The following is a 25993-nucleotide window of genomic DNA, read 5'->3' on the forward strand; positions in this document are numbered from 1 at the left end:
GAGACACCCCCATGGCGACGATGAAGGCTGTCGTCCTCCGCAAGCCCTTCGAGGTGGTGGTCGACGAGGTCGAGCGCCCCACGATCACCGATCCCGCCGATGTGCTGCTGCGGGTGGACCTCACCGCGATCTGCGGCACCGACCTGCACCCTTACGACGGGCGGATCGAGCTCGAGGAGGACGTCGTCCTCGGCCACGAGTTCGTCGGCACCGTCGTCGAGGTCGGCAGCGCGGTCAACCTGGTGAGCGAGGGCGACCGCGCGGTCGCCTCCTGCGTCGTCAGCTGCGGACACTGCCGCAACTGCAACCGCGGGCGTCCCGGACAGTGCGCCGGCACCCGAATCTTCGGTCTCGGCCTCACCTTCGGCAGCCTCTCCGGCGGCCAGGCCGAGTACGTGGTCGTGCCGAATGCGGACCTGACGCTGCGTAAGCTGACCGACGAGGGCGCGGGCAACGACGAGGACAAGCTCTTCGTCGGCGACATCATGGCCACCGGGTACGAGGCTGTGCGCAAGGTGATCCGCCCCGGTGACAGTGTCGCCGTGGTCGGTGCCGGGCCGGTCGGTCTCTGCGCGGCCATGTCGGCGAACGTGCTCGGTGCCAGCCGGGTCATGGTCGTGGACAAGGTCGCCGCGCGACTCAAGGAAGCCGAGGCGATCGGCGCGGTCGGCATCGACGCGTCGGTGACCGACCCGACCGAGGCGGTCCAGGACCTCACCGACTGGCGGGGGGCCGATGTCGTGATCGACGCCGTCGGTCATCCGTCGGCGCTGCTCTCGGCATGCGCGCTCGTTGCGTCGGGTGGGTCCATCTCGATCCCGGGCGTGTACCTGGAGGACTCCATCGACATCCCGTTCGGGGACCTGTACCTCAAGGGCGTGTCGATTCACCAGGGCGTCGCGAACATCATCAACTACATGGACGAGACGCTGGCGCTGATCGCCGCGGGCAAGCTGGATCCGAGCCGGTTCATCTCGCATCGCATGCCGATGTCGGAGGCCACCGAGGCCTACCGGATGTTCGCCGAGCGCGAGGCGACCAAGATCGTCCTGGACCCGACCCGATGACCGCGACGACGGTGCGGCACTTCCCGATGCTCGTCGGCGGGGAGGCGGTGGACTCCGAGCAGCTGCTGGAGATCCGCGACCCGCAGAACGGCGAGCTGATGGCCACCGCGGCCGCGGGCGGGGCGAAGGAGATCGACGCGGCGGTCGAGGCCGCCAAGTCCTCCTTCGCCTCCGGTGAGTGGTCCAGGGCGACCCCGACACACCGTGCCCAGGTGCTCCATGCAGTCGCCGACAAGCTGGGCGAGCGGCTGGACGAGCTCGTCGAGCTGGAGATCATGGCGAACGGCGCCACGATTCGGCAGGCGACCGGCTTCCACGTCGGCTACGCCGCGCCGCACCTGGCGTTCTTCGCCGATCTCGCCGCGAAGTACGAGTTCGAGACGCCCATGCCGCGCGCCACCTTCCCCGTACTCGGGCAGAGCACGCTGCGGCGTGAGCCGATCGGAGTCTGCGGCGCGATCGCGCCGTGGAACTTCCCGCTGCTGCTGGCACTGTGGAAGTTCGCGCCCGCACTGGCCGTGGGGAACTCGGTGGTCGTGAAGCCGGACGAGAAGACCCCGCTGACCACGTTGGAGTTCGGCCGTATCGCCGAGGAGTGCGGTCTGCCGAAGGGCGTGTTCAATGTCGTCCCCGGCCCCGGGCCCGAGGCGGGCGCCCGCCTGGCCTCCCACCCGGACGTCGGCAAGATCGGGTTCACCGGCTCGACGGACATCGGGCGCGAGGTGATGCGGCTGGCGTCCGGCACGGTGAAGTCGGTGACGCTGGAGCTCGGCGGCAAGTCGCCGGCCCTCGTCCTGGAGGACGCCGACATCGACCTCGCGGTCGACGGCGTGCTGTACGGCTGCATGCTGTACTCGGGCCAGATCTGCGAGTCGATGACCCGCCTGCTGCTGCCCGACTCCATCCACGACGAGTTCGTGGAGCGCCTCGTGGCGCGGGCAAGCACGATCCAGCTCGGCGACACCCGGGACTGGGAGACCGACATGGGGCCGGTGGTCTCGGCCAAGCAGCACGAGCGGATCCTCGGCTACATCGCCTCCGGCAAGGAGGAGGGCGCCACGGTGGCCCTCGGCGGCGGCGTGCCGAAGGGCGAGCAGTTCGAGCGTGGGCACTGGATCGAGCCGACCATCTTCACCGGCGTGCGCAACGACATGCGCATCGCCCGTGAGGAGATCTTCGGCCCGGTGCTGTCGGTCATCCGCTACGGCAGCGAGCGCGAGGGCATCGAGCTCGCGAACGACACCCCGTACGGCCTCGCGTCGTCGGTGTGGAGCAGCGACAACTCCCACGCCCTCGAGGTGGCGGACAAGATCCAGGCCGGCTCGGTGTGGATCAACGACGCGCACCAGATCAACTGCGAGGTGCCGTTCGGTGGCTACAAGCAATCGGGCGTGGGCCGTGAGCTCGGCCCGCACGCCCTCGACCCGTACACCGAGGTGAAGAACGTCCACCTCGACCTGTCCGGTCGACGCGACGCACGGCCGTACGACGTCCTGCTCAGCCACGCGGACGACTAGGCACGTGAGCGCGACGGCCGCGGAGGCCGGGCTGTGGGGCATCACGTCGCAGCCCGGCCTCCGCGGTGCGTGCGGCAGGAGCGTTCCATGACCACGGCGATCGACCATCGTCTCCTGGAGATTCTCCGGCGGGCCGCAGACGGCGTCCCGCCCGAGGGCTCGCCGGGTGGGATCGAAGTGCTGTCCCGTCCGCTCGGTGGACCGTCTGCAGTGCTCGTCCTCGACGGTCGTGGCATCGTCGCGGCGGACGTCGCGCCGTCCTGGGTCCTCGACCACTTCCCGCCGGGCTTCGACGGACCGGACGAACACCACCCGATGCTGTCGCCGACCTTCCTGGCGGCGCTCGGACGGCGCCTGGGTGCCCCCTCGGCGGGTGTGGACGTGCTCTTCGGCGTCCCGGGGACGGCGGCAGGCACCGCCGGGCGGTTCGTCGAGATCGGCGACCACCCACTGGCTTGGTCGGACCATCGCACCGACGTGCGCACGTTCCGGTACCTCGGCCAGGAGAGCGCGACCATCTCGGTCGGGCGGGGGCCCGCCGGGCGCTGGGACGTCTGGATCGACCCCGCGGGACACCCGCCGTGCAGACCGGGACGGACGTGCGAACTGCTCGACGCGATCAAGGTCCTCGTCCCCCCGCGATCCCCGGTCTTCACGACCGTGCCCGCGTGCTCGGCCGCCGCGCTCGCCCTCGTCGTGGGGGTGGGGTTCCGTCCCCTCGGTGCGGAGGTGCTGTTCCCCGAGCCCGAGGGCCCCGACGAACCCGATGACGAGGAGGCCTGAGTGAGGCTCGGCTACCACCTGGGCTACTGGTCCGCCGGCCCGCCTGCGGGCGCAGCCGATACCGTTCGTGAGCTCGAGGATCTGGGCTACGACTCGGTGTGGACCGCCGAGGCCTACGGCTCCGATGCGTTCACCCCGCTCGCCTGGTGGGGCGCCGCGACCAGCCGGATCACCCTCGGCACCAACCTCGTCCAGCTCTCGGCCCGCACCCCGGCTGCGACCGCGATGGCGGCCATGACACTGGACCACCTGTCCGATGGGCGGATGGCGCTGGGGCTCGGTGTGTCGGGGCCCCAGGTCGTCGAGGGTTGGTACGGCACCCCGTACCCGCGTCCCCTGGCCCGGACGCGCGAGTACGTCGAGATCATCCGGCGGATCGTGGCTCGGGAGGAGCCCGTCGAGTTCGACGGGCAGTTCCACCAGCTTCCCGTCGCGGGCGGAACAGGTCTGGGCAAACCTCTCCGGTCGACGCTGCACCCGCGGCGCCCGGACATCCCCATCCTGCTGGGTGCGGAGGGTCCCAAGAACGTCGCCCTCGCCGCCGAGATCGCAGACGGTTGGCTGCCATTGTTCTTCTCCCCGAAGGCCGACTCGTTCTACCGGGACGCGTTGGCAGAGGGTTTCGGCCGTCCGGGCGCCCGGCGCAGCGCCGCCGACTTCCAAGTCGCCGCGTCGGTGCCGATGATCGTCGACGACGACCTGGAGAAGGCCGCGGACCGGGTCCGGCCACTTCTCGCCCTCTACATCGGTGGAATGGGCGCCCAGGGGACGAACTTCCATCTCGACGTCTTCGCGCGAATGGGGTGGGAGGGCGCGTGCGCAGACGTTCAGGAGCACTTCCTGGCCGGGCGCAAGCGCGAGGCCATCGCCGCAGTCCCACTCGAGCTGGTCACCGACGTGGCGCTGATCGGTCCGCCGGGCAGGCTGCGCGAGGAGGTGGCTCGCTGGTCGGAGACGGCTGTGACGAGCCTGCTGGTGCAGTCGGTGCCGTTCGGCGGCGACGATCTCGCCGGCCTGCGGGCGATCGCGGGGGCACTCCGCTGAGCTGTCCCGGGGCGTCCCTCCCCCTTTGGAGAGACGGGGACGCCCTCCGCGAGGGATGTAGGAAGCTCTCGCATTCCGCACACTAATGACAACGGTGCGTAACCCATCCCGAACCGGCGACGTACCAAGACCAGGAGGCTCCTGTGAGTACCGACACCTCTTTCGAGAACGACTTCGCCACCGAGTTCGAGGATGACGAGGACGGCGTCCAGATGCTGCCGGCCACGTCCGAGCGCAAGCCGGAGCACTATCCGGTGGACATCTCGACGAAGGCGTTCTGGAACCTCACGTCCGAGGAGCGCGAGGAGACCTTCAAGATCCTCCGCAAGGAGCAGCCGGTCTCCTGGCAGCGCCCGGTCGACGACGCCGTCAACCCGGACCCGGACGACCCTGGCTACTGGGCCGTGGTGAAGCACGCCGACATCGTGAAGGTGAGCCGCGACAACGAGACCTTCGTGTCCGGTCAGGGCGTGCTCTTCGACCTGCTGCCGCCGATCTTCCTCGAGCTCACCCAGTCCTTCCTGGCGATGGACAACCCGAAGCACGACATGCTGCGCAAGCTCGTGTCGTCGGCGTTCACCCCGAAGCAGATCAAGCTGATCGACGACAAGATCAAACTGGCCGCCAAGGAGATCGTCGACTCCTTCGCCTCGGATCCGTCCGGCGAGGTCGAGTTCGTCGCCGCCTGCTCCGAGAAGCTGCCCACCCGGATCTTCTCCGACATCATGGGCATCCCCGAAGAGTTCCGTGAGCAGACCGCGAAGTCGGCCGCCGACATCGTGGCCTGGGCGGACCCGGAGATCCTCGGCGACCGGCTCGCCGACGAGGTCCAGGTCGAGGCCGCCACGATCCTGCACGACATCGCGGAGCAGCTCATCGAGCTCAAGCGCCGCGAGCCGGGCGACGACCTGCTGACCTCGCTGATCGCCGCAGAGGTCGACGGGCGCAAGCTCGACGAGTTCGAGATCGGTTCGTTCTTCGTGCTCATGGCGGTGGCCGGTACCGACACCACCAAGCACACGACCAGCCTCACCATGCGCGCCTTCACCCACTTCCCGGAGCAGAAGAAGTGGCTGATGGAGGATTACGACGCGCGCATCGGCAACGCGATCGAGGAGTTCATCCGCTACGCGTCGCCGGTGATGACCTTCCGCCGTACCGCGGTCAAGGAGACCGAGCTGGGCGGGCACCCGATCATCCCGGGCGACAAGGTCGTCATGTTCTACCCGTCGGGCTGCATGGACTCCGACGTCTTCGAGAACCCCGAGAAGTTCGACCTGGCCCGGCCCAACGCCCGCGAGCACGTCGGCTTCGGTGGCGGCGGTGTGCACTTCTGCCTGGGCAACCAGCTCGCGAAGTCCATGCTGCGGGCGATCTTCAAGGAGCTGCTCTTCCGCATCCCCGAGTTCGAGGCGGGCGAGCCGGAGCTGCTCGGGACGAACTTCATGCGCGGTGTCAAGCGGATGCCGCTGCGCTTCACACCCGAGAAGGTGAGCTGACATGGGACTGCGGATCGAGCTCGACCCCGGCAAGTGCAGCGGCCTCGGCCTCTGTGAGGCGGAGGCCCCGGAGCTGTTCGAGGTCCAGGAGGACGGCTCCCTGACCGTCCTCGACGACCACCCGTCGGCCGACCGCCGCGCCGAGTGCGAGGCCGCCGTGGCCTCCTGCCCGACCGAGGCGCTGCGCCTCGTCGAGGACTGATTCCCGAACCGACCGCGCTCCCCACGCGGTTCCTGCCGCCCCGGCCCCACCACCGCACCCGTGGGCCGGGGCGGCTCCCCTTCCCAGGAGTCCTGATGGATCACCTCGTCGTCGTCGGCGCGTCGCTCGCCGGCATCCGGGCCGTGGAGTCGGCCCGGAAGGCCGGGCACACCGGTCCGGTCACCCTGGTCGGTGCCGAGGAGCACCTTCCCTACGACCGGCCCCCGCTGTCCAAGGCCTACCTGGAGGAGGCCGAGCCCGACGACGTCCGCTTCCGTACCGAGGAGCACCTGCGCGACGAGCTGGCCGTCACCCTGCGGCTCGGTGCCCCGGCGACGGGGCTGGACCCCAAGGGCCGCATCGTGGCGGTGGGGGAGGACGAACTCGCCTACGACGCACTGGTCGTGACGACCGGCGGCGCCGCCCGGACCCTGCCGGGGGAGCCGCTCGAAGGCGTGCACACCCTGCGGACGCTCGATGACGCGATCGCGGTCCGTGCGGCACTCGATGCCGGCGCGCGCACCGTCGTGATCGGGGCCGGCTTCATCGGCTCGGAGGTCGCCAGCGGCGCTCGCAAGCGTGGCCTGTCCGCGACGATCGTCGAGGCGCTCCCGGTGCCGCTGGTGCGCTCCGTGGGTGAGGACATGGGTCATGCCTGCGCCGCACTGCACCGGGCGAACGGCACCGATCTGCGGTGCGGGGCCACGGTCGAGGCGCTCGAAGGAGCGGACGGCCGGGTCACCGGGGTCCGGCTCGAGGGCGGCGAGGTCCTGCCCGCCGACCTGGTCGTCGTCGGAATCGGGGTGAATCCGGCGACCGGTTGGCTGGAGGGCTCGGGGATCGAGCTGCACGGGCGCGACGGCGGCGTCGTCGCCGACGCCACCCTGCGCGCCGCCGACCGCGTGTATGCGGCCGGCGACGTCGTCCACTTCCCGAACGCGCTCTTCGACGGTGAGCTGATGCGCCTGGAGCACTGGACCACCGCCGCCGAACAGGGCGCTCTGGCGGCCCGGAACGCGCTCGACCCGGAGTCCGCCACCGAGCTCGGCACCGTGCCGTATTTCTGGTCCGACTGGTACGGCAGCCGCATCCAGTTCGTCGGGCGCCCGCAGGCGGACGAGATCCGGGTCGCCAGTGCGCCCGATGACCCGAAGTTCCTCGCGCTCTACCGTCGGGGTGACCGGCTGATCGGCACGATCACGATCGACCGCCCGACCCAGATCATGAAGTACAAGCGGCTGATCTCGAAGCGCGCGAGCTGGGCCGAGGCCCTCGAGTTCGCCGGGTTGGGCTGACCTGGCGAAGCGGGTGAGCCGTCAGGGGCGGCGGCTGCTCCCGCGGGGAACGACGAGGTGGGGCTGCCGGGGCGGCTGCCCCACCTCGTCGTCGTTCCTCGGGTCGAAATCCGGTCCTCAGCCCGCGCCGACGAGCTTTCGGTAGGCGCCCACCACCGGCTCCAGCTCGTCGGGCGTGGCCCCGTGCATGATCACGCCGGTGGCGCCGAGCTCGACCTGCCGGCGGACCGCCTCGGCGCACTGCTCGGGGTCGCCGTAGGCGGCCGCTCCGGTCCACTCCGCGGGCAGCAGTGTGGCGATGTGCTCCAGCTGTTCGACGGTGGCGACCTGGTCGATCATGTTCCCGCCGAAGGAGCGCACGACGGGGTCGTCGCGCAGCCGACGCAGCACCGCCGGGTCCCAGCGGTTGGCCCGCACGACCCCCTCGCCGTACCCCGGCAACTGCAGGTAGGTGGCGAGCCGTGCTGTGACCTTCTTCAGCCGCACCTCGGGCTCGGGTTCGCCGGTGATGGTGGCGAGCACCGACCAGATCTCGATCGAGTCCGGATCGCGGCCGGCCTGCTCGGCTGCCGTCCGGACGTCCTGCACGCACCGGACGAGGGTCTCGTCGGTGAAGAAGGTGTGCAGCACAATCTGGTCGAACGCCCGCCCGCCCAGCGCACAGGTCTTCGGGCCCCACGCAGTCAAACCGAGTGGGATGTCCTCGTCGAACGACGCGTCGAGCAGGCGGAGGGTGTCGTAGCGCCCGGCCGGCCCATCGTGGCCGACCACGGTCTCGCCCCGCCACAGGCGCCGCATCAGGCCGGCGAAATCCTCCAGCTGGTCGGTGGTGACAGCCGGGATGCCGAGCATGTCGAACAGCGGCTTGATCCCGCGCCCCAGCCCCAGGGTGAAGCGGCCGCCGGTCATTCGGTGCATCGTGGTGGCGTACGAGCCCGTGATCACCGGGTGGCGGGTGTTGTGGTTGGTCGCCGCGGTTGCGATTGCGATCCGCTCGGACACGGCGCCGGCAGCACCGGAGAGTACGGCGGCCTCCTTGACGTTCCACCGCTCGGAGATGAAGGCGGCGCCGATCCCGATCTCCTCCGCCCGCCGGACCTCGTCGATGAGCGCTCGGGGCGTCTCGGCGTGGCCCGCGAGCGTGTAGAAGCCGAGCTCGGGGATCTGGTCGATCGCGGCCGGGCCGGCGCTCTGCGGCCGGGTCACGGGCGGGGAAGCAGGCTGAGGGCGTCCAGGTCCTGCACCTGTGCCGAGACCCGCTGGAGCCAGAGGGCGAACATGGCGTCACCCCGCTCGGTCCGCTGTACGAGCATCGCGGCGTAGGTCGCCATGAAGTAGCCGAGGAAGGCGTTGTAGCGGTAGTCGTCCCAGCAGCGCTCAAAGGGGTAGCCGGTGACCCCGCGCGCCAGCAGGCCGTCGTGGTAGATGCGCAACAGGTCGCGCTCGTGGTCCCGGCGCACGTCGGTGGGCAGGCAGCCGCCGAGGAAGTAGGCGACGTCCGCGGTGCCTGGGGCCGGCAGAAGCGTCTGCCAGTCGACGATCCCGACGGGCTCGGCGCCGCCCAGGATCTCGAACAGCATGTTGTCGAGGCGGAAGTCGCCGTGGGTAAGAGTCCACGGCCGGGGCTGGTGGGCGAACCACTTCCCGATGACGGGCGCGAAGACGCGGCCGATCGCCAGGTCGTCGTCGCCCAGCCGCGGCCCGAAGAGCTCGGCGTACTGGGCGAACAGGCCGGGGTAGGTCTCGGCGATGCGGGCGGTCCACGGCTCACGGACATCCCACGACGCGGAGTCGAGGTCGGCGTGGCCCCACAGCGGGGCGTGCATGCCCGCGGCGGCATCCATGACGGCCTCGGCCTGGGCGAGGGAGCAGCCCGCGATCTGATCGCCGGTCTCCGCGGGCCCGAGGTCCTCGAGGACGAGGACGAAGTCACCGCTCGCCTCGTCTCGGGCGACGTGGAAGCAGTGCGGAGCGCGGACGTCGAGCGCCGCGACCAGCTCGGCGTAGAACGTGGTCTCGCGGGTGTAGAGCAGCTCGCCGGCGGCGACCTGCCGGAAGGCTTCCACCTCGGACGGGAACTTGCAGACCACGCTCGCGGGCGCCTCGCCGGCTTCGCCGTCGTAGGTCAGGGTGAAGCGGATGCTCTCGCAGACCAGGCCGTTGCCGACCCTGCTGTGCTCGACCGCGACGACGGTCGCGGTGGAGGCCAGCGCACCGGCGGCGCGCAGCACCTGGGTGAACCACGCCGGGGTGGCCTCCTCGGCCCCGCTGGGGACTGTGATCTCCGACGACACTGGGGAGAGGGTCATGGTGGTCCTTCCACGCTCGCGGCCATCGACGTGGCCATTTCCGACGGGTGCAATCCCGCGCGCCGGGCGGCTGCGGGTCGCTAGACGTGTCGGCGGCGGCCGATCACGTCGTCGTGATCACGCTGGGGAGCGGAACAACGGGAGAAGTCTCGCTGCGAGCGAGGTCACAAAGCCATGGCTGCGCGGCCAGCGTTGGCCACCCGAGCTCCTCCAGTTGAGGCAGAATCCAGAGGACAGTCCGGCCATTGACGGGGTTTGTTGTCGCTGATGCGCAGAACCTTTGCCTCTTATGCGCGACTTTCCCAGGAGGAGCTCATGACCGACGCCCCCTCGGATCTGGTCCGCCGAGTGGCCTACGAGCTGCTCCCGTTGACGGTGAACATCGCGGAGGAGATCACCGAGCACGTCCTGCGGGTCGTGCCGGAGCTTGCGCCGGGCCGGTCGGCCGACGAGGTGCATCTGGTGCAGGAGAGCAACGAGCAGAACTGCGGCGCGGTGCTGTCCACGCTCGCCTTCGGTGTTACTGCGACCACCATCGAGCCTCCTGCGGCGACGCGGCGGCTGCTCCACGACCTCGCCGCGAACGGGGGGACGCTGGCCCACCTTCTGCGGGGATATCGGGTCGGGCAGGAAGGGCTCTGGCGGATCTGGAGCGCACATGCCCACGAGCGGGTGCCGTCGGCCGAGCTCTACGAGGTTCTCCGGGTGTCGTCGGCGCACCTCTACGAGTTCGTCGACCGGGCCTGTCAGATGATCGTCGAGGAGTACGAGGCACTTGCGGAACCGTCCGGATCCGCGCCGGGTGCGGGCCGGGACGAGCTGATCCGGGCGCTTCTGGGGTCGGGGCCGGTCGATCTCGCCGCCCTGTCGCAGGCCCTCGGCCACCCCTTGACGGACGTTCACGTGGCACTGTTCGCCGCGCCACTGTCCGCCGCGGCAACCACGCGGCGGCAGCTGCAGCACGTCGTCACGGCGGCGGGTGTCCCTGCCTTGGTGCTCCCGGGGGCCGCAGGGACGTGGTGGGGCTGGCTCAGCTGGCCGGCGCAACCGTCCTCCGACGTGCTGAACGGGCTCGCCGCCCTACCGGTCGCCGACGTCGTGGTCGGCATGGGGGAGCCCGCCGCCGGCCACGACGGGTTCCGCCGTTCCCACGCGCAGGCCCGGACCGCGCACCAGGTCGCCACGATGGGCCTGGCTCCGCGGGCCGGCGTCGTCCGGCACCGCGAGGTGGAGATCGCCGCCGTACTGTGCAGCGACCCCGAACGGGCGCGGCGGCTGGCCATCGACCGGCTCGGCCCCTTGGCCGCGCAGGACGAGACGGCGGCACGGCTGCGCGCCACGCTGCGAGCACTGCTGCGACACGGACACAACCGGGCGGCGGCGGCGAAGGCCCTCACCGTCCACCACAAGACCGTCACCTATCGCGTGACCCAGGCCGAGGAGCTGCTCGGACGCTCCCTGGCCTGGGACACCTTCGACCTCGAGGTCGCCCTGGCGATCGAGGAGGCGCTGGGTGGGCTGTAGTGAGTGACCCTCAACTGGTCTCGCCGGCCTCGCGCAGCAGGTAGGGCTGCAGGTGGCGGTAGCCACGGACCTGCAGGGGCTTGAGCCGGCGCACGCGGAGCCGCTCGTCGCCCTCGATCCCGTGCGCGACCTCGCGGTCGACCAGCACGGTGTCGGGGCGGGCGTGGGTGGTGAGCCGGGCGGCGATGTTGACCGGTTCGCCGTAGACGTCGCCGTAGCGCATCAGGACGTCGCCGGCGGCGAGCCCGATCCGCAGCGGGGGGAGCGAGGGGTCGCGGCGTACCCGTTCGCGCAGCCGCAGGGCCAGCCACGCGGCCTCGGCGGGCTCGTCAATCACGAAGAGCACCTCGTCGCCGATCGTCTTGACCAGCCGCCCGCCGCACTCGGTGATCACCCCGGTCGTGCCGGCTTCGAAGTGCTCGATCATTTCGGACAGCTCGGCGAAGGAGCGCCGCCGCGTGGTGCGGGTGACGCCGACCATGTCCGCGAACCCGACGGTGGTGCGGCTCTGCGGGGTGTCGTCACCGACGCCGTCGACCATGAAGCCCGTCGCGTGCCTGAGTTGCGGCCGAAGACCCGCGCGCCGACCCGTGCGACGACACCGTGGGGCGCTCCTGGGCGGGCGTCTCCGGCGCCGGGTGGGGGCCGGAGGGAGCACCGGTCCCCACCCGTGGGCCGGGTTGGGTCGGGCCGCTGCTCAGTCGCGGTAGCGGCCGTGGCGCTTCTCGGCGAAGGCGGCGAGCGCCTCGTCCAGGTCCGCGGAGAGCAGCATTCCGCCGTTCCACGTGGCGATCTGCTCCAGGCCGTCGGCCACCGAGTGGTCACGCGCGTACGTGATCGCGTACTTGGTGCCGCGCAGGGCGAGAGGCGGCTTCGCCGCCAACTGGACCGCGAGGGCGTCGACCTCGGCGTGAAGAGTCTCCACGTCCGCGAAGGCGCGGTTGACCAGCCGGAGTCCCTCGGCCTCACCGCCCGGTACGGTGCGGCCGGTGTAGGCGAGTTCGCGGGCCACACCCTCACCGACGATGCGGGGGAGCCGCTGGAGGACGCCGACGTCCGCTGCCAAGCCCATGTCGATCTCTTTGATCACGAACTTGGCGTCCGCGGTCGCGTAGCGCAGGTCGCATGCCACCGCGAGGTCCATTCCGGCCCCGACGCAGGCGCCGTGCACGGCTGCCACAACCGGCTTGCGGCACCGTTCGACGCTGGTGATGACGTCCTGCAGGTCGAGGATGATCCGCCGTAGCTCCTCGGCCGCCCGGCCGGCGCAGTCCTGGCCGGGGCCCGCGACCCGCCGGAAGTCCGCGAGCATATCCAGGTCGATGCCCGCGCAGAAGTGCTTGCCCTTGCCCGCCAGGACGACGACCCGGACCGCTGGGTCCCGGTCGAGTGCGTCCACGGCTTCACGCAGCTCCGACCACAGCGCACGGTTCATGGCGTTGGCCTGGCCCGGCCGGTCGAGCCACAGGTGCGCGACCCCACCCTCCACCGCGACTGCGACGGTCGTCGGTTCTCCCATCGTCGGCCGCCTAGCGGGGGTCGACGAAGAAGTCGAGCTCGGGATCGTCGCCGCCGCCGTAGGGCGACAGGTCGGTGACCCCGGTCTCGGCCAGCACGTCGACGTCGATGAAGGTCTCGCCGGTCCGCTCCGACGGCAGCCCGAGGACGGCGACCGCCGCGTCCGCCATGATCTGCGGCGAGCGGGCACGGGAGGCGGCCTCCTCCCCGCCCAGCAGGTTGACCACGGCGGCGGTGGCGATCGTGGTCTGGGGCCAGAGGCAGTTGGCGGCGATCCCGTCCTCGGCGAACTCCGCCGCCCAGCCCAGCGTCAGCAGGGTCATCCCATACTTGGACAGCATGTACGCCGGGAACTTGCCCAGCCAGTGCGGTGCCAGATTGATCGGCGGTGACAGCGTCAGCACACGCGCCCGGTCGGACTTGCGCAGGTGCGGCAGCGCGGCGCGGGTCAGTAGGAACGTCCCGCGCGAGTTGATCTGCTGCATCAGGTCGTACCGTTTGACCGAGAGCTCCTCGGTGCCGACGAGGTTCAGTGCACTGGCGTTGTTGACCACGATGTCGACGCCGCCGAAGCGCTCGACGGCGGAGGCGACCGCGCGCTCGACGTCCGCCTCCACACGGACGTCCCCGACCACGGCGAGGGCCTGGCCCCCCGCCTCCTCGATCTCGGCGACGGCGGTGTGCACCGTTCCGGGCAGGCGGGGGTCCGGCTGGTCGGTCTTGGCGAGGATGACGACGTTGGCACGGTGTCGGCCCGCCGCGACGGCGATGGCAAGGCCGATGCCGCGGCTACCGCCCGACATGAGGATCGTGCGGCCGCTGAGGGATTCGCTCATGGGATCTTCTCCGTGGGTGGTGGGGCTCAGCCGGTGACGTCGCGGCCGATCAGCTGGCGCGCCACGATCCACTGCTGCAGCTCGTTGGCGCCCTCGAAGATCTCCAGGATCTTGGCGTCGCGGTACATCTCCTCGAGGCGGTAGGACTCGCCGCTCTCCGAGACCTGCCGGGCGAAGCCGACCGCGCCGTGGATCTGGATGGCCTCCCGGACGAGGTCGTTGGCCAACCGGGTGCCGTAGGCCTTGGCCATCGCGGCCTCGGGCTCCGCGGAGCGGTCGCCGCGGTCGAGCAGGACGGCGGCCTTCTGGTAGAGGCTGCGGGCGCACTCGATCTCCGTGGCGCGCTGGGCCATCTGGAACTGCCAGTGCTGCATGGCGCCGAGCGGGCCACCGAAGACCTGACGGGTGCGCAGCCGCTCCACAGACAGGTCGAGCGCGGCCTGGGCGACACCCACACCCGCGGCGCCGATCCCGATCCGCCCGCGGACGAGCGCGGACAGGGCGACCCCGAGTCCGTTGCCGGGCGTCCCGAGCAGGTTCTCGCGCGGGACGTGCACGCCGTCGAACACGATGTCGGCGGTGATCTGTCCGCGGTGGCCCATCTTCAGGTCCGGGTCGCCGATCCGGACGCCCGGCGAGGCCAGGTCCACGAGCAGCATGTGTGCCCGCTTCGTGTCGGAGGCGCGGACCAGGACGGACACCCAGCCGGCCACCACGCTGTTGGTGATCCACCTCTTACGACCGGTCACGACGAACCCGTCGGCGGTCTCCTCGGCCACGGTCTGCATCCGCTCGGCGGTGAGGTCCGAGCTCGTCTCGGGCTCGGTGGTGGCAAACGAGAACGCGGTCCGCCCGGAGACGAGCTCGGGGATCAGCCGGGCCCGCAGCTCGTCGGACGCGTAGGTCAGGGTCTGCGGGACAAGGATGCACTGGCCGTCGTACACGCCCGCCATCGACGAAGAGTGGTAGGCGATCTCCTCGGTGACGGTGCAGGTGCCGAGCATCGGGTACTCGAGGCCACGGCCGAAGTCCTCGCCGAACGGGACCGCGAACAGGCCCTCGTCGGCCAGTCCGCGGAACGCCTCCCACGGGAACGATTCCCTCGACTCCTCCCGCGTGCCGATGTCCCGGGCGAACGGGGCGAGCCGCTTCTCGACCGCCGCGCGGGCCTCGGCCCGTAGTGCGACGGTCTCCTCGGGCAGGAAGACGTCGTGGGTCATCCGGTCCTGCGTGCGGGGTACGAGCGAGGTCATCGAGGTCCTTCGTCGGTCGGTGGTAATCGGGGTCGAGCCTGGTCGAGGTGGGCCCGCGGAGCCAGGCTCCGAGCCATTCGGGGGAGGTCTTCACCCCCAATGCCGGAGGCCCGGGCGGGCCGGGGTCATCGAGCCGGGCGGCTGACGAAGCAGTCGGCGTGGAACCATCCGGCCGCCTCCTTCCCGGTCGGATCCAGCCCGCGGGTGCGGACGTCGGCCACCGCGGCGGCCTGCTCCGCGGCGTCGGTGAAGCGCCGTTGGCGCACCGTGCCCGGTACTCGGCGGGTGACGAGGCCGTGTGCGTCGAGGACGGCTTCGATGTCGTCGTAGGGGAAGACGCGCAGCACGAGGACGATCAGGCGGACGGTCGGCGGCAGGTGCGCCAGGAGTCGCTCGAAGGTCGCGGGGCCGATGTAGCCGACCCCACCGGTGCAGACAACCGTCCCTACCGAGGCCAGGGCCCGGGCGAGCCGCGGGGACGGGTCGGCACTCTCGAGGTCCTCGGCGAAGCCCTCGTCGAGCAGTCCCGCCCGGGTGGCATAGCGGACCGCCGGGGCGGAGGCGTCGAGCCCGAGGACCCGCAGGAGCGGCTGCGTCGGTTGCGCGGCGTAGTAGGCCGCGTCCGCGGCGGCCAACTCGTCCGCACTCAGATCGGTGAGGGCGGGAGCGGTGTAGCGCGCTGTCAGGTCGGCGAGGCCCAGCGAGGTGCGCAGGAGTGCGGCGTTGATGCCGTAGGAGCAGCACAGGTCGAGCACCGTGCCGGCGCGGGGGTCCCGGCCGGGGGCGTCGATCTCGGCGCGCACGAGGGGTGCGGCGTGCTCGGGGACCTGGTAGCCGAGCGGGGCCAGGGCCATGAAGTAGGGGCGCGGGTCGGGCGCGGTGTAGATGCCGCTGAAGTCGGCTTTCGAGGTCGCCGTCCGCGGTGCCTGTGCGGCGGGGGCCACGGTCACCCTGCCTCGGCGGCGAGCAGTGTGTCGAGCTCGGCCACGGCTTCGCGGACCCGGTCGGCGAAGGCGTACATCTGGTCGGCCACCGAGCGCGGGGTGGCGAGGTAGATGTCGAACCGGTCGTGCTGCAGCCCGTAGCCGACGCCGATGCAGGTCGGGCTGGTGGAGCCGAACCCGAAGTACTGCACCCGTGGGGAGGGCACCGAGCTGGTGGACAGGTAGTCGTCGCGCAGGATCGTCCAACCGGGGCTGTCGAAGAACGGGATCTCCGGGCCGCCGGGGCGGCGCTGGATCCACTGCAGCTCCCACAGGTGCTGCTCGGGAGCGTGGCCGGCCTGGCACTCCTTCGCCCGGCGCACGTGGGCCTCAGCTGCGACGCGGAAGGCAGCTCGCCGGACGTCATCGTTCGTGGCCGGATCGGTCATGGCGTCGACGAAGGCGACGATCTCGGGGGTGACCACGCGCATGGCCTCGGTGCGCCCGTGGTGGTAGCGGCGCGTGGCGATCGACTCGTACGTCGCTCCGGTGAAGCCCTTGGAACGCCGGTGCGCGAGCTGGAAGGCCAGCTGCGCGAAGGCATCCGGTGAACAGCGCAGCTCCTTCGCCCGCGCGCTCGTGAACCCGTCGATGCTCAAGGTCGAGGTGGCGCAGGCCGCGGCGTAGTCACCGAACTCGGCGCCGGACCGGGCGATGTCGGCGCGCAGGTCGTCGTCGAGCCGCCAGGTCAGCGGGATGACCGTGGTCGGCCCGGCCCCGGGCAGCTCCGGGGTGGGGGTGTCGAGGATGGTGTCGACGTACCCGACGACGGTGGTGCCGTCGAGTTCGCAGTGCTCGCCGTTGAGTCCGGCGGTGCCGTCGCCGAACACGATCAGCGTGAGGGACTTGTCGAACCAGCGGTTGCCAGAGTCGCCGTGTAGCAGCAGATCACAGGCCTCACGTGGCTCAGCGGGGACCGCGTCCTCCAGGGCCACGCAGAACAGCGCAGTCTCTATCGCCTCCAGGGTCTCGGCGTTCTCGGCACGCAACCGGTCGCGGGTTTGTGCCCAGGCGGCGCGGGCCTTCGTCGTCAGGTGCCCGACCGCGTCACCGCGGGCCTCGGTGGCCGCGACGATGGCACGGAGCCCGTCGGCGATCTCGGCGACCGAGTGCGGGGTGCCGTCCGCAGCGAGGACGTCGAGCCGGACGACGTGCCCGTGATGGAACACGACGATGTGGCGCTCGGTGGACGGTCCCGGCCAGGCGTCGGTGTACGGGGTGCGGCTGGAGTCGATCTCCCGGCCCGGGATCCGGCAGGCGGAGAAGAGGTACTTCAGCTGCACCATCGACAGCGGCTTGCCGCGTTGGGTCGCCGGCGGTACCGCCTGGGCGTCGATCGCGAGCTTGTAGGCGACGGTCGCGGCGGTCAGGGCGGCGGCCCGCTCTATCCGGCCCAAGCCCGGCGCGTCCTCGAACAGGAAGAAGAAGTTCGCGTTCAGCGCGATCCGGTCGCGGCGGCCGAGGTAGCGGGAGCGCCAGAAGTCGTCCCACACGCTGTGCACACCGGGGGTGGCGTCGTAGGCGCGCAGGGCGGCGTCGAGCTCGGGGGCCTCACCGGCGAGGAACTCGTCGAGGGCCTTCTCGGTGCGGGCGCGTTCGTCGTCGGTCAGAAGCGGGGCGCACCAGTCGAGGAACCGCGCCGCGGTGTCGGTGAGGGCGGGCAGCGGCACGCGGGGCAGGGCGTCCTCGTTGCCGAAGGTCAGGGGGGAGAAGGTCATCGCGGGCCGCCTCAGATCAGGAGCTGGTCGACGCGACCGGCGCCGGCGGGAACGGTGTGGGCGTCGGTGACCCGGCCGAACAGCTGCCGGGTGCGCGCCGGGGTGCCGACGACCCCGGGGCGGGCGCTGTAGGCGAGGATGGCGGTGTGCCGGTCGCGGGCGCCCTCGACCGGGCTGACCCGGTGCAAGGAGTAGCGGCCCGCGAAGAGCTGGAGATCGCCGGGGTGCAGGTCGAGCGTCCGGACGCCGCTGTGGTCGCCGTCGAGCACGGATACGACGGCCTCGAGGTTCTCGTCCTCGGGGGTGCGGATGCCGGGGAAGTATTGGAACAGCCCGCCCGCTTCGGGGGCCTGGGTGAGCAGGCTGACGGTGAACTCGTTGGTGTCGAAGTGCCACGGGTGCTCGCGGCCCGGGACGACGACGTTGAGCACCAGCCCCGCGAACGGATCGCCGAGCTCGAACACCTCGGGGAGCCCGAACGCCGCCGCGACGAAGCGCTGCACGGCCCGGTCGGTGTAGAGCCGCTGCAGCAGCGCGTCCGCCGGGATGCGGTCGCGCGCCACGAACGCGTTGCCCCGTGGCATCCGGCGGTGGGCCGGGTGGCCCGGAGGGAGAGTGGGGTTCGGGTCGGTGTTGTACACGTTGACGATCTCGGTCTCGTGGTGGGCCAGCGGAGCCAACGATTGGCCCTCTCGCCGCAGCACGTCGATCCGGTCCGCCCGGACGAAGCCGGGCAGCACACAACATCCCGAGGCCCGGAGCTCGGAACGCACCCGCGCCGCGAGCTCCGGACTGTGCAGTGGATAGCGATCCGTGTCCACGATCGTCGGATTCACCCGAGCCCACTCCTCACGTCGTCATCGACTCGGTCATGTGACCTGTGCGATTATGCGGACGCAGAGAGTAACGGTCAATGCTGACTGTTCATGACCTGTGACTCACACGTAAGGCGCGAGATCGGGGTAGTTGGTGAACTCCCAACCGCCGTCGACGACCAGGCTCGTACCGTTGACGTACGACGCCTCGTCGCTGGCCAGGTAGAGCACCGGGCTCGCGATCTCCTCCGGCGTCGCGGGGCGCCGGGCCGGGATACGGCGGGTGAAGTCCTGCTTCAGCGCCTCGATTCCGAGGAACGCCTCGGTCAGCGGGGTCTGGACGAGCCCGGGGAGCACCGCGTTGACCCGGATTCCGTCCTGCGCGAGTTCCAGAGCCGAGCTCTTGGTGAAGTTCTCCGTACCTGCCTTCGCCGCGGAGTAGGCGCTCCCCCCGTACAGCGGGACGTGCGCGTTGAGCGAGGAGACGTTGACGATGGCCCCACCCCGGCCGCCGGCGCGCATCGCCCGCGCTGTGTGCCGGGTGCACAGGAACGTGCCCTTCAGGACCAGGTCGATGGTGAATGACCAGTCCTGCTCGGTGATGTCGGTGAGCGTGCCGAACCGGGCACCGCCCGCGATGTTGAAGCAGAGGTCCACGCCTCCGAAGCGCTCGACCGCCGCCGCCACCGCCGCCTCGACGTCCGACTCGGACGTGACGTCGGCCGCCGCCGTCACGACGCGGTCGCCCGCCTCCTTGGCGGCGAGCTCGAGCGCCTCCGCGTTCAGGTCCACGAGGACCACCCGGGCGCCCTCGGCGAGCAGCCTCGCGCCGACCGCCGCCCCGATCCCGGAGGCGCCACCAGTCACCAGCGCAACCTTGCCGTCGAACCTCGTCATCGCGTTCTCCTGTTCGTGAGTGGTCATCGCGCGTCGACCCAGGCACGTACCGCCTCGGCCCCGGCGGCCGGGTCCTGGAGCATCCAGAAGTGCCCGAGACCGGGCAGGTCTCGGACGGTGGCGCCGAGTCGTGCGGCGACGTCGGCAGCGAGGGCCGGGTCGTCGAAGGGATCGGCGGTCGGGCGCAGGACGAGCCCGGGCGCCTGCGCCGTGGTCCACGCCCAGTCCGCGTGAACATTGGGTTGGGCCGAGCGGTACAGCCTGAGGATGGACTCGGCCATGGCCTCGTCGAACGCCGCGCCCATCGCCTTCGCCTCGCCGGTCCCGATGCCGAACGCGGGGAGCTGGCCGAAGAAGCCGGCGGGGTCGTCCGGTCCGGTGTCGAGCGTGGCCCGCATCCATGCCTCACCCTCGCCCGGGGTCTGCCACAGCCGGGCGAAGTCGTGCCAGGCGTAGTCCGGGTGGGACACCGAGGCGACGTCGACCGCCCAGCTGCGCACGAGATCGCCGTGTGCCGTGGCGATCCGCAGCGCGAGCAGCGAACCCCAGTCGTGGCCGACGAGATCGACGGGTCCGGGCATCGCCTCGAGCTCGGCGACCAGCCAGCGCTCCCAGTCCTCCTTGGCCTCGAAACCGGCGGGGAGCGGCGAGCCGAAGCCGGGCAGGCTGAGTGCGACCGAGTCCCGGTCCAGGCGCATGCGCAGTGCGTCCCAGACTGCGGCGGTCTCCGGCACGCCGTGCACGAACACGACGGTCACGACGGCCTCACCAGCACCTTGATGTCGTCACCCGGGTCGGTGGCGAGACGGTCGAACCCCTCGGTCACCGCGTCGTCGAGGCTGATCTCCCGACTCACCAGCGAGGCGAGGTCGTGGGCCCCGGTTGCGGCGATCTCCACCGCCCGCTCGAACTCGGCGTCGGTGTAGGCCAGGGCGCCGGTGATGGTGGCCTCGGTGAACAGCAGAGCGGTCGGGTTGAGCGGGGTCGGCTGCTCCCACACGGCCACGTTGACGAGCGTGCCGCGTGGACGAACGGAGCCGAGCGCGGTGTCGAAGCTGGTCGCGACGGCGGCGGCGTCGAACGCGGCGTCCACCCCGCGCCCACCGGTCAGGTCGCGGACGGCCGCCACGACGTCGTCGCTGCGGGGGTCGAGGACCGTCGTGGCCCCGACGCGCTCCGCGGCCTTCGCCCGTCCTGCGGCGGGCTCCGAGACGATCACCTGCTCCGCACCGGCGGCCTGCGCTGCGACCGCGGTCATCAGGCCGATGGGGCCGCCACCGAGGATCAGCGCGGTCGAGCCCGGGCCGATTCCGGCGCGACCGACTGCGTGCACCCCGGTCGCGAGCGGCTCCAGCATCGCGCCCACCTGGTCGGACACGCTGTCCGGGAGGGCATGGGCGAGGTAGGCCGGGAACGTGTCGAACGCGGCGAACGCGCCGCCGCCGCCACTCAGCCCGTGGAAGCCCAGGGTCGCGCAGAGCTGTGGCAGGCCTTGGGCACACGATGGGCAGGTCCCGCACCGCACGACGGCGCTCGCGGCCACGCGCTGACCCACCTGCACGTCGGTGACACCCTCACCGACCGCCACGACCGTTCCCGCGAATTCGTGCCCGAGGGTGACGGGCGCGTGCTCCCCGGTCAGCGGGTGGGCGTCCGTCATCGGGACGGCGATCGGGCCGCCGCGGTACTCGTGGATGTCCGAGCCGCAGATCCCAGCGGCGGCGATCGCGACCTTGACCTCCCCGGGACCGGGCTCCGGCTCCGGTACGTCGTTGAGGCGGATATCGCCGCGTCCGTGATATTGCAGGGCCTTCATGGCCGTCTCCTCCGCGTCGAGGGCTTGCTCGCCGCAGACGCTAGGCCGCTGCGGAGTGCTCTGGCACTGAACGAAAGTGGACTGTCCTTGGTCACCTTCGTCCACTGGGCGCCGCCGAACGGCCCAGTCAGGCTCGGCGTCACCAGCTTCATGGCCGGCGTGGTCGCCGGCTCTCGGACGAAGGAGTCAGAACATGGGCAGGATGAAGTTCGGGGTGTTCCTGGCGCCGGTGCACGCACCGGGCCTGAACCCGACGACCTCGCTCGAGCGGGATCTCGAGCTGATCGAGCACCTCGACAAGCTCGACTACGACGAGGCCTGGATCGGCGAGCACCACTCCGCGGGCTCGGAGATCATCGGCTCCCCGGAGATCTTCATCGCCGCCGCGGCGCAGCGGGCCCGCCGGATCAAGCTCGGCACCGGCGTCACCTCGATCTCCTACCACAACCCGCTCTGGGTCGCGGACCGTCTCGTGCTGCTCGACCACCTGACCCGGGGCCGGGTGCTGTTCGGTGTGGGGCCGGGCTCGCTGCCCACGGACTCGGCGATGATCGGGCTCAACCCGACCGAGACCCGCGAGCTGCTCGAGGTCAACCTCGACATCATCCTGCGGCTGTTCGCGGGGGAGACCGTCAACGCCAAGACCCGCACCCACGAGCTGATCGACGCGCGCCTGCAGATGCGGCCGTACTCGGACCCGCTGTTCGACATCGCGGTCGCGGCCGTCGCCTCGCCCACCGGCGCGCGCCTCGCGGGCCGTCACGGCCTCGGCCTGCTGAACATCGGCGCCACCCTCACCCCGGACGGGTTCGACGCCCTCGCCCACCACTGGAACATCATGGAGGAGCGCGCGCAGGCCGCCGGGACAACGGTCGACCGCTCCGGCTGGCGTCTCGTCGGGCCGTTCCACATCGCCGAGACCGTCGAGCAGGCGTACAAGGACGTCGAGCACGGGATCGAGCACTGGTTCGGGTACTTCCAGAAGGTGGCGGCGTTCCCGCAGATGGCGGTCTCGGGGAACAACGTCAAGGAGATGATCGACTTCATCAACACCGCGGGCATCGGGGTGATCGGCACTGCCGACCAGGCCGCCGCGCAGGTCCAGCGCCTGGTCGACCAGTCCGGCGGGTTCGGCAGCATGCTGCTCATGGGGCACGACTGGGCCAACCCGGAGGCCACGAAGCGGTCGTTCGAGATCTTCGCGCACGAGGTCGCGCCGCGCTTCCAGAACCAGGCCGAGCGGACGCTCGAGTCCGCCGCGCTCGCCGAGGCCGGCCGGGCGGGCCACGCCCAGGCCCAGCTCGACGCCATCGCCCACATGTCGAAGAAGTACGAGGCCGAGAAGGCCGCCGGCTGACGGTCTCGACCAAGCGAAAGCAGACGACGATGTCACGCTCCGGACGCCGCTCCCTGGTCCGCCTCGCACTGACGGCGGCCGGCGTCGCGCTCTTCGCAGCGCTCCTGCCCGGGGCGGCCTCGGCCGCCCCGGGTTCCCCGACCATCACCGAGTACCCACTCGGCCTGGGCACCGCCCCCATCGACCTCAAGCCCGGCCCAGACGGCGCCATCTATGTGGGCGAGACGGTCGGCAACCGGATCGCCCGAATCGACCCGGTCACGAAGGAGATCGAGAAGTTCCCGCTGCCGCAGCCCGCGTGCATTCCGTACGCGATCAATGGCGGCCCCGGCGACGCCGTCTGGTTCACCGCAACCGGCTGCAACAGCATCGGCAGGCTGGACCTGGGCACGAAGAAGATCGAGCTCTTCCCGATCCCCACGCCGGTGTCCTACCCCGCGGACCTGAAGATCGGCCCCGACGGGGCCTTGTGGTTCACCGAGACGACCGGCAACAAGATCGGCCGGATGGACCCCGCGACCCACGCCATCCAGGAGTTCCCGCTGGCCACTCCGGCCGCTCTTCCGCAGGACATCGCTGTGCTCGACGACGGCGGTATCTGGTTCTCGGAGCAGGGCGCGAACCGCCTGGCCCGCATCGACGCGACGACCCACGAGGTCACCGAGTACCCCTACCCGACCCCCGCGGCCCAGGTGCTCGACATCGACCCGGGCAAGGACGGGCGCTCGGTGTGGTTCACCGAGATCGCCGGTAACAAGGTGGGTGTATTCGACATCGTCACGAAGACGTTCCGGGAGTTCCCGTTGCCCACGCCCGCCGCTGCGCCGACCACCATCTCGGCCGGGCCGGACAACGCCATGTACTTCACCGAGACCGCCGGCGGGAAGATCGGACGCATCGACCTGGCGACGTTCGAGGTGACGGAGGCCCAGACCCCGACCCCCGTGTCGACGATCGGCGACATCACGTGCACCAAACCGCCGGGCGACGACTCACAGGACGCCCCGTGTGCGCCCGACGGATCGGTGTGGTTCGCCGAGATCGCGCACGGCAAGATCGGCGAGCTGCGCCCGTGACGGCATGGTGCTCCGCCTGCGGCTCAGCCTTGGGACCGCAGGCGGAGCACCAGTTCGGTCCGGGAGCGACAGCCCGTCTCCGCGAGAATGTGGCTGACGTACTTCTTGACGGTGCCCTCGGTCAGCGAGAGGACCCGACCGATCGTCGCGTTGGTGAGACCCTCGCACACGAGGGCGGCGACCTCGCGGTGCCGGGGAGACAGCTTGCTGAGGTCGGGCTGGTCGACGCGGGCCCCCGGAAGGTGACGACACACCGCGGACAGCTGCTTACCAAGGAGTCGCAGGATCCGCAGGTCGGCCGGACCGACGACGCCGTCCTCACCGAAGACCCCGATGAGGGCGTGCTCGCCCGCGGGGCGTATGTAGACGGCGTTCGCGGACGGCAGGCCACGTCGGGCCAGCCAGTTGTCGAGGTACTGCCGGGACTGTTCGGGCATCCGGTGCAGCTCGTCGACGGACACGGCGTGGGTACGGCCGAGCAGGGCCAACGACTCGGGGAGGGAGAAGACGTCGTACTTGCTCCAGCCGGAGCGGTACTCGCGGACCAGGGCGCGCATCCGGCCGTTGAGCAGCGGGCTCGGGTCCTCGAAGAGGGTCGCGTACGTCGGGCCCCGGAAGAACGTCGTGTTGCGGTAGCCCAGCACCGAGCCGAACGCCTCGAGCGTCCGCTCCCGGAAGTCGTCGACGTCCTTCGCCGGGTTCACGTGCTCGAGCACGTCGAACACCCGTGTGTAGTCCCTGACGGTCAGCTCACCGTCGTCGTTCGCGATCCGCACGCTGATCACCTCGTCGTAACCGCTCGTCGGGCTCCGAGTGTGGCACAACAGCCCATCCGGCCCGTCGACGTTCCCACGCTGCCACCGCGAGGCGGAGCGCAGCAGTCCACTTTCGTTCACTACCGGAGTCCCTCGTGTCCAGTCAGCCTGCGGCCATGTCACCGACCAGGAGGTCTCGCCGATGAGCACCACCCGATCCAGCACCGTCGACGACGTCCTGCGGCGGAGCGCGCTGAGGTTCCCCCGGCGGGCCGCCCTCCACTTCGCGGACCGGACGTGGACCTACGCCGATCTCGACGACGCCGTGACCCGCGCTGCCGCCACGCTGTTGGCCCTCGGGCTGCAGAAGGGTGACCGCGTCGCGACCTACGGCCGCAACTCGGATGCGTACCTGATCGCGTTCCTCGCGGCAGCGCGCGCCGGCCTGGTCCACGTCCCGATCAACTACGCGCTGACCGGCGACGAGCTGGGCTACCTGCTCGAGCAGTCCGGGAGCCGGCTGGTCCTGGTCGACCCCGCGCTCGCCGACCGGCTCCCGGGCGCGGGCGTCGAGGTCGAGCAGGTGATGTCGCTGCGGGACGCTCCCGGCTCGCTCCTGACGCAGGCATCGTCCGGCCCCCTACCCGTCCTCGACGTGGACGTCTCCGACACGGATCTCGTCCAGCTCCTCTACACCTCGGGGACGACCTCTCGCCCCAAGGGCGCGATGATGACCCACCGCGCCCTGGTCCACGAGTACGTCTCCTCTGTGCTGGCGCTGGAGTGCCACGAGGACGACGACCCGCTGCACCCGATGCCGCTGTACCACTCGGCGGGGATGCACGTGTTCCTCATGCCGTACCTCTCCGTCGGCGCGACGAACCGGCTCCTGGAGACCCCGGACATCCCCGAGGTGCTGCGTCGCATCGAGGAGGACCGGCTCGGTGCCGTCTTCCTCGCGCCGACGGTCTGGGTGCCGCTCTCCCAGCACCCGGACCTGGCGACCCGGGACCTGTCCTCCCTGCGCAAGGCGTTCTACGGGGCGTCGATCATGCCTGGGCCGGTGTTGGAGCGGCTGCAGGAGCGGCTTCCGGAGCTGGGCATCTACAACTGCTTCGGCCAGTCGGAGATCGGCCCGCTCGCCACGGTGCTGGGCCCTGCCGAGCACAAGGACCGGCCGGAGTCGTGTGGCCGTTCGGTGCTGTTCGTCGAGATCCGGGTCGTGGACGAGACCGGCAATGACGTCGAGACGGGCGGCACCGGTGAGGTCATCTATCGCTCCCCCCAGCTCTGCGAGGGCTACTGGGAGAAGCCCGAGGCCACCGCGGAGGCCTTCCGCGACGGGTGGTTCCACTCGGGCGACCTGGTGCGCATCGACGACGAGGGCTACATCACCGTCGTCGACCGAATCAAGGACGTGATCAACACCGGCGGCGTGCTCGTGGCGTCCCGCGAGGTCGAGGACGCCCTCTACACACACCCGGCCGTGGCCGAGGTCGCCGTGATCGGGACCCCCGACGACCGGTGGATCGAGGCCGTCACCGCGTTCGTCGTGCTGAAGGAGCCGGCGACGGAGGCGGACCTGATCGCCTATGCCAAGGGCAGGCTCGCCGGGTACAAGGTGCCCAAGCACGTGCACCTCGTCGACGCGCTTCCCCGTAACGCGTCCGGGAAGCTGCTCAAGCGTGTGCTGCGGGACGAGGTCCCGCAGGGCACGCCCGCGTGAGAG

The 25993-nt window shown here is 70.9% G+C and carries 24 protein-coding genes; 11 read left to right on the plus strand and 13 right to left on the minus strand.

Features of this window, described 5'->3' with window-relative positions:
• Positions 1-11 precede the first annotated feature (11 nt).
• From LWC33_RS15545 to LWC33_RS15575, 7 genes are all read left to right on the plus strand, one after another.
• Positions 12-1067: an alcohol dehydrogenase catalytic domain-containing protein gene (locus LWC33_RS15545; RefSeq protein WP_233305095.1), complete on the plus strand. Its 1056-nt coding sequence runs from the start codon at positions 12-14 to the stop codon at positions 1065-1067.
• A complete protein-coding gene (locus LWC33_RS15550; protein ID WP_233305096.1) occupies positions 1064-2584 on the plus strand; it encodes an aldehyde dehydrogenase family protein in 1521 nt (506 codons plus the stop codon). The genes LWC33_RS15545 and LWC33_RS15550 overlap by 4 nt, the downstream gene beginning before the upstream one ends.
• A gap of 87 nt (positions 2585-2671) precedes the next feature.
• Complete coding sequence (locus LWC33_RS15555) at positions 2672-3367, plus strand: hypothetical protein (protein ID WP_233305097.1); 696 nt, start codon at positions 2672-2674, stop codon at positions 3365-3367.
• On the plus strand, positions 3368-4411 hold the full coding sequence (locus LWC33_RS15560) for an LLM class F420-dependent oxidoreductase (RefSeq protein ID WP_233305098.1): 1044 nt from the start codon (positions 3368-3370) through the stop codon (positions 4409-4411).
• A gap of 143 nt (positions 4412-4554) precedes the next feature.
• Entirely contained in the window at positions 4555-5910 is a 1356-nt protein-coding gene (locus LWC33_RS15565; RefSeq protein WP_233305099.1) for a cytochrome P450, read from the plus strand.
• Between the two features lies 1 nt (position 5911).
• Positions 5912-6112: a ferredoxin gene (locus tag LWC33_RS15570; protein ID WP_308190952.1), complete on the plus strand. Its 201-nt coding sequence runs from the start codon at positions 5912-5914 to the stop codon at positions 6110-6112.
• Positions 6113-6207: 95 nt separating this feature from the next.
• On the plus strand, positions 6208-7407 hold the full coding sequence (locus LWC33_RS15575; RefSeq protein WP_233305100.1) for an NAD(P)/FAD-dependent oxidoreductase: 1200 nt from the start codon (positions 6208-6210) through the stop codon (positions 7405-7407).
• Between the two features lie 117 nt (positions 7408-7524).
• Here LWC33_RS15575 and LWC33_RS15580 read toward each other — a convergent pair whose 3' ends face one another.
• Both LWC33_RS15580 and LWC33_RS15585 read right to left on the minus strand, forming a co-directional pair.
• Positions 7525-8613 carry a TIGR03857 family LLM class F420-dependent oxidoreductase gene (locus LWC33_RS15580; protein ID WP_233305101.1) on the minus strand — a complete coding sequence of 363 codons (1089 nt, stop codon included), beginning with the start codon at positions 8611-8613 and terminating at the stop codon, positions 7525-7527.
• On the minus strand, positions 8610-9716 hold the full coding sequence (locus tag LWC33_RS15585; protein WP_233305102.1) for a phosphotransferase: 1107 nt from the start codon (positions 9714-9716) through the stop codon (positions 8610-8612). Before LWC33_RS15585 ends, LWC33_RS15580 begins: the two co-directional genes overlap by 4 nt.
• A 315-nt stretch (positions 9717-10031) precedes the next feature.
• Here LWC33_RS15585 and LWC33_RS15590 point away from each other — a divergent pair, with 315 nt between their 5' ends.
• The gene (locus tag LWC33_RS15590; RefSeq protein ID WP_233305103.1) at positions 10032-11240 is read left to right on the plus strand and encodes a PucR family transcriptional regulator; all 1209 of its coding nucleotides are present in this window, start codon (positions 10032-10034) and stop codon (positions 11238-11240) included.
• A 10-nt stretch (positions 11241-11250) separates the two neighbouring features.
• On the opposite strand, the gene LWC33_RS15595 is transcribed toward LWC33_RS15590, so the two are convergent.
• The 10 genes from LWC33_RS15595 to LWC33_RS15640 form a co-directional block, all read right to left on the minus strand.
• Complete coding sequence (locus tag LWC33_RS15595) at positions 11251-11781, minus strand: adenylate/guanylate cyclase domain-containing protein (RefSeq protein WP_233305104.1); 531 nt, start codon at positions 11779-11781, stop codon at positions 11251-11253.
• Between the two features lie 156 nt (positions 11782-11937).
• The gene (locus tag LWC33_RS15600; protein WP_233305105.1) at positions 11938-12759 is read right to left on the minus strand and encodes a crotonase/enoyl-CoA hydratase family protein; all 822 of its coding nucleotides are present in this window, start codon (positions 12757-12759) and stop codon (positions 11938-11940) included.
• A gap of 10 nt (positions 12760-12769) precedes the next feature.
• The gene (locus LWC33_RS15605) at positions 12770-13594 is read right to left on the minus strand and encodes an SDR family oxidoreductase (protein WP_233305106.1); all 825 of its coding nucleotides are present in this window, start codon (positions 13592-13594) and stop codon (positions 12770-12772) included.
• Between the two features lie 26 nt (positions 13595-13620).
• The gene (locus LWC33_RS15610; RefSeq protein ID WP_233305107.1) at positions 13621-14847 is read right to left on the minus strand and encodes an acyl-CoA dehydrogenase family protein; all 1227 of its coding nucleotides are present in this window, start codon (positions 14845-14847) and stop codon (positions 13621-13623) included.
• A 125-nt stretch (positions 14848-14972) separates the two neighbouring features.
• On the minus strand, positions 14973-15797 hold the full coding sequence (locus LWC33_RS15615) for a class I SAM-dependent methyltransferase (protein WP_233305108.1): 825 nt from the start codon (positions 15795-15797) through the stop codon (positions 14973-14975).
• A complete protein-coding gene (locus tag LWC33_RS15620) occupies positions 15794-17548 on the minus strand; it encodes a choline/carnitine O-acyltransferase (RefSeq protein ID WP_233305109.1) in 1755 nt (584 codons plus the stop codon). Before LWC33_RS15620 ends, LWC33_RS15615 begins: the two co-directional genes overlap by 4 nt.
• Positions 17549-17559: 11 nt before the next feature.
• On the minus strand, positions 17560-18384 hold the full coding sequence (locus LWC33_RS15625) for a HalD/BesD family halogenase (protein ID WP_233305110.1): 825 nt from the start codon (positions 18382-18384) through the stop codon (positions 17560-17562).
• A 102-nt stretch (positions 18385-18486) separates the two neighbouring features.
• Positions 18487-19260 (minus strand): SDR family NAD(P)-dependent oxidoreductase, encoded by a 774-nt coding sequence (locus tag LWC33_RS15630; RefSeq protein WP_233305111.1) that lies wholly within the window; start codon positions 19258-19260, stop codon positions 18487-18489.
• Positions 19261-19283: 23 nt separating this feature from the next.
• Entirely contained in the window at positions 19284-20018 is a 735-nt protein-coding gene (locus tag LWC33_RS15635; RefSeq protein ID WP_233305112.1) for an alpha/beta fold hydrolase, read from the minus strand.
• On the minus strand, positions 20015-21076 hold the full coding sequence (locus LWC33_RS15640; protein WP_233305113.1) for a 2,3-butanediol dehydrogenase: 1062 nt from the start codon (positions 21074-21076) through the stop codon (positions 20015-20017). The genes LWC33_RS15635 and LWC33_RS15640 overlap by 4 nt, the downstream gene beginning before the upstream one ends.
• Positions 21077-21269: 193 nt before the next feature.
• Here LWC33_RS15640 and LWC33_RS15645 point away from each other — a divergent pair, with 193 nt between their 5' ends.
• Complete coding sequence (locus LWC33_RS15645; RefSeq protein WP_233305114.1) at positions 21270-22433, plus strand: LLM class flavin-dependent oxidoreductase; 1164 nt, start codon at positions 21270-21272, stop codon at positions 22431-22433.
• 29 nt (positions 22434-22462) lie between these two features.
• Positions 22463-23509 carry a Vgb family protein gene (locus LWC33_RS15650; protein ID WP_233305115.1) on the plus strand — a complete coding sequence of 349 codons (1047 nt, stop codon included), beginning with the start codon at positions 22463-22465 and terminating at the stop codon, positions 23507-23509.
• A 23-nt stretch (positions 23510-23532) separates the two neighbouring features.
• Here LWC33_RS15650 and LWC33_RS15655 read toward each other — a convergent pair whose 3' ends face one another.
• Positions 23533-24285, minus strand: coding sequence for a helix-turn-helix transcriptional regulator (locus LWC33_RS15655; protein WP_233305116.1), 753 nt, complete (start codon positions 24283-24285; stop codon positions 23533-23535).
• Positions 24286-24466: 181 nt separating this feature from the next.
• Here LWC33_RS15655 and LWC33_RS15660 point away from each other — a divergent pair, with 181 nt between their 5' ends.
• Positions 24467-25990 carry a fatty acyl-CoA synthetase gene (locus tag LWC33_RS15660; protein ID WP_233305117.1) on the plus strand — a complete coding sequence of 508 codons (1524 nt, stop codon included), beginning with the start codon at positions 24467-24469 and terminating at the stop codon, positions 25988-25990.
• The last annotated feature ends 3 nt before the right edge of the window (positions 25991-25993 follow it).

This window comes from Pseudonocardia terrae, from assembly GCF_021343995.1.
In the GTDB taxonomy this organism is placed as follows: domain Bacteria; phylum Actinomycetota; class Actinomycetes; order Mycobacteriales; family Pseudonocardiaceae; genus Pseudonocardia; species Pseudonocardia terrae.